Origin of the sequence: Haemophilus parahaemolyticus (assembly GCF_018373095.1) — a bacterium.
Taxonomy (GTDB): domain Bacteria; phylum Pseudomonadota; class Gammaproteobacteria; order Enterobacterales; family Pasteurellaceae; genus Haemophilus_A; species Haemophilus_A parahaemolyticus_A.
In genome coordinates, this window is record NZ_JAHAHT010000134.1 from 1 (window position 1) to 3,615 (window position 3,615).

Genomic DNA, 3,615 nt, shown 5'->3' on the forward strand with positions numbered 1-3,615 from the left:
GGGACAATTATACCACTTTCAGCCAATCTATTATGGCAATTGGCAACGCACGGGGTATTGAGCCAAAGTGAGTTTGCAACATTATTAAAACAAGATGCAACCTTAAACGGCTTAGTAAAAGCAACAAGCCAAATCACGGGTAGCACCGTTTTAGGCGAAATGGTACGAATTTTCTCTACATTAGCATTAATTACCTCATTCTTAGGAGTTGCAATGGGGATTTTTGAAGGTGTGGGAGATTTATTAAAACGCGTGCAGTTGCCAAACAATCGCTTGATTTTGACACCATTAACCTTTATTCCACCGCTTGCGTTTGCATTGTTCTATCCAAATGGCTTTATCGCAGCTTTAGGTTATGCGGGCTTACTTTTCGCTTTCTATGGCTTAGTGCTTCCAATTGGTTTGGCGTGGCGTGCTCGTCAATTGTACCCAAATCTACCATATCGTGTTGCAGGTGGGAATACTGCGTTAGTCATCGCGTTGATCATGGGGGTGGTTATTATGATTATTCCATTCTTAATACAGGCTGGTATTTTGCCATCAGTGGCTGGTTAATAGAAAAGCATAACGCTTCCTCTTCTAATAAAAAGTAAGGAAGCGTTTTTTAATTACCTAGGCTTGCTAATTCGCCATACGCGGTTAAATATTGGTGAAGGGATACAACATCGCCAAGGCAAGTGCAGCTGACCAGCCAAGCGGATTTTTGATCTGTTTATCGCCTTTACCAAGTAGTAGCCAAGCTAAAATTGCAAAAATCACAAACTGAATGCTGAAGTAGATAAAATAAGGCACAAGAGACATTTCAGGCATCATTTGAAGCTGTTGATAAAGCACAAAAGCCACCCAAATATAGTTCAAAATGAGCATAAGCAGGGCAAGCTGTACGAGCAATTTAAAGAAACCGTCTAAACGGCTTTTAGCAAGCATTAAATACCAACCCGCTAATAAAATGCCCAGCAATAATTGAGCAAAATTATTGGCACGAATGCCGTTGAATAAAGAAGGGATTTCTACCCAATAAATTACTAAATATTGCACAATCGCCAAGCCACAAATGGCAAAACAACCGTAAGCGACTGCATTGGCTAGACGTTCGGTATTGCTGACATTCCAATAGATTAACGAAATGAGAATAGTGGCAATCGCCACCATTGCCATTGGGATATGTTTGGGCGTGAAGGTAAGCGAATAGGCAAGATTTCCTACTGCAAAAATGAGGAAAAATTTAAAGACAAAAAGCAATCGATTTGCTTGCCCTGGGCAGATTTGCCCTTTCCAAAGCACAAAAATGCTGATAACAATTGCGACCAAAAACGCCAATAAATAAGGTGAGATAAAAATCATATTAGCGGGTGCAGTAGTGTAATTTAGCAACATTTGCACAAAAAGCATTGCCATTAAAGGGACTAATGCGTGTGTCGCAATTTCATATTTTTTTTGAGAATCGTGATCGTGAGACATAGCGTAAATTTTAAAAATGACTTTGTATAGGAATTATGCCATAATACTCAAGTTTTTTTAATGATTAAGGGGGTTAATATGATGAAAATTTTACATACTATGTTACGTGTAGGTGACTTAGAACGTTCAATTAAATTCTATACGGAAGTATTAGGGATGAAATTACTCCGTACTAGTGAAAATACGGAATATAAATATACGTTAGCATTTGTTGGTTATGAAAATGATCCTGAAAGTGCTGAAATTGAATTGACTTATAACTGGGGTGTTGAAAGTTACGATTTAGGCACGGCTTATGGACATATTGCACTAGGCGTAGACAACATTTATGAAACCATTGAGTCTATTCGCATGGCAGGAGGGAAAATCACTCGTGAACCTGGTCCTGTTTTAGGTGGTAAAACCGTGATTGCATTTGCAGAAGATCCAGATGGTTACAAAATCGAGTTTATCGAAAATAAACAAACTCAAGATGCGTTGGGAAATTAAAGATTATTTATGAAATTTATCTCTTTTAATATCAATGGATTACGTGCTCGCCCGCATCAGCTTGAAGCGATTGTTGAAAAACACCAACCTGATGTTATCGGTTTGCAAGAAATTAAAGTATCAGACGAAGATTTTCCTTACGATCTGGTAAATCACTTAGGCTACCACGTGTTTCATCATGGACAAAAAGGGCATTATGGTGTGGCACTTTTAATTAAAAAACAACCGCTTGCTGTCCGTAAAGGCTTCCCAACTGATAGTGAAGATGCACAAAAACGAATGATTATGGCGGATATCGAGACTGAATTTGGCGTGCTTACCGTATTAAACGGCTATTTCCCGCAAGGTGAAAACCGCAAACACGAAACCAAATTCCCTGCGAAAGAAAAATTCTATGCTGATTTGCAAAATTATTTAGAAACAGAATTGAAACCTGAAAATCCGATCGTGATTATGGGCGATATGAATATCAGTCCAACTGATTTAGATATCGGCATTGGCGAGCCAAATCGTAAACGTTGGTTACGTGATGGAAAATGTTCCTTCTTACCTGAAGAGCGCGAATGGTTGGAGCGTTTGCAAGGTTATGGATTAGTAGATACATTCCGAGCAATGAACCCAGAAGCAGATGATAAATTCTCGTGGTTTGATTACCGTTCAAAAGGTTTTGATGATAATCGCGGTTTGCGTATTGATTTAGTGCTTGCCTCAAAATCATTGGTGGAACGTTGCGTAGAAACAGGCATTGATTTGGAAATCCGCGCGATGGAAAAACCTTCTGATCACTCCCCTGTTTGGGCAGTATTCGAATAATTGTTTATAAGTCTAATCTATTCTTATTGGTTAAGCTTATGTTTAAAACATTTTAGCATTCCCCTCTTTGAGATGTGATTTTGATCATATTTTTTACTTCTTAGTTGGAGTAATATTTCTGGTATTATGTAGCCAGTTACATAAAGACTTAAAAATCATTTTACCTGCAGTAAAATTCAGTGCCCTTAGCTTAATAAGGGTATTTTACTTTTCTCAGTTTCATCGATTTTCCCAAAAATATCTTTAATTTCTCTGATTACAGACGTAGCTCATCCGTTTTACCTTGTTTCAGATAGGCTTTTCTCTTTTTCATCTAAGGTTAAATGTTGGAATTAAAAGGTGTAGTAGAACGACTAGAAAGGAGCGTAACTGATGTCAAATGGCAACTGAAACAAAAATAGCAGTATTTTTACTACTATTTTCTATTCTTACTCAAGTTCTTTCAACCGACAATAAATTACCTTGTCTATCGTACATTTCTCGACTAATAATTCATCTTTCAAATAGTACAACGTACAAGTAATCGTTTGTGAGTTTGGATAAATCTTTGTGCAACTTCCACATAATACCGAAATGTTGCAAGAAATTGATTGTTTTCTGTTTTGCTGGAATTTCTGATAAAATACACGCAATTTTTCTTTTTAAAAGGACATTTTTATGACACAACCATTAAGCGTGGTGATTTTAGCCGCGGGCAAAGGTACGCGTATGTATTCTGACTTACCAAAAGTATTACACCCAATTGCGGGCAAACCGATGGTAAAACACGTGATTGATACGGTAAAACAACTTGATGCACGTCAAATCAACTTAATCTACGGTCACGGTGCAGATTTATTAAAAGATCGTTTA

The 3,615-nt window shown here is 37.6% G+C and carries 5 protein-coding genes; 4 read left to right on the forward strand and 1 reads right to left on the reverse strand.

What is annotated here, in order from left to right; genetic code table 11:
• Positions 1–555, forward strand: a 555-nt coding sequence (locus KH943_RS09615; RefSeq protein ID WP_304110371.1) for an aromatic amino acid transport family protein, incomplete at its 5' end; no start/stop codon positions are given.
• Between the two features lie 84 nt (positions 556–639).
• Here KH943_RS09615 and KH943_RS09620 read toward each other — a convergent pair.
• Entirely contained in the window at positions 640–1,461 is an 822-nt protein-coding gene (locus KH943_RS09620) for a hypothetical protein (protein ID WP_304110372.1), read from the reverse strand.
• Positions 1,462–1,542: 81 nt separating this feature from the next.
• Here KH943_RS09620 and gloA point away from each other — a divergent pair, with 81 nt between their 5' ends.
• From gloA to KH943_RS09635, 3 genes are all read left to right on the forward strand, one after another.
• On the forward strand, positions 1,543–1,950 hold the full coding sequence (gene gloA, locus KH943_RS09625) for a lactoylglutathione lyase (RefSeq protein WP_304110375.1): 408 nt from the start codon (positions 1,543–1,545) through the stop codon (positions 1,948–1,950).
• A gap of 9 nt (positions 1,951–1,959) precedes the next feature.
• Positions 1,960–2,763, forward strand: coding sequence for an exodeoxyribonuclease III (gene xthA / locus KH943_RS09630; RefSeq protein WP_304110373.1), 804 nt, complete (start codon positions 1,960–1,962; stop codon positions 2,761–2,763).
• Between the two features lie 657 nt (positions 2,764–3,420).
• On the forward strand, positions 3,421–3,615 hold a 195-nt coding region (locus KH943_RS09635), incomplete at its 3' end, for an NTP transferase domain-containing protein (RefSeq protein ID WP_304110374.1).

What these genes read in the sequence shown, in the direction of transcription:
- gloA (WP_304110375.1), top strand. Translation starts at nt 1,543, where the DNA reads ATGAAAATTTTACATACTATGTTACGTGTAGGTGACTTAGAACGTTCA.
- KH943_RS09620 (WP_304110372.1), bottom strand. Translation starts at nt 1,461, where the DNA reads ATGTCTCACGATCACGATTCTCAAAAAAAATATGAAATTGCGACACAC.
- xthA (WP_304110373.1), top strand. Translation starts at nt 1,960, where the DNA reads ATGAAATTTATCTCTTTTAATATCAATGGATTACGTGCTCGCCCGCAT.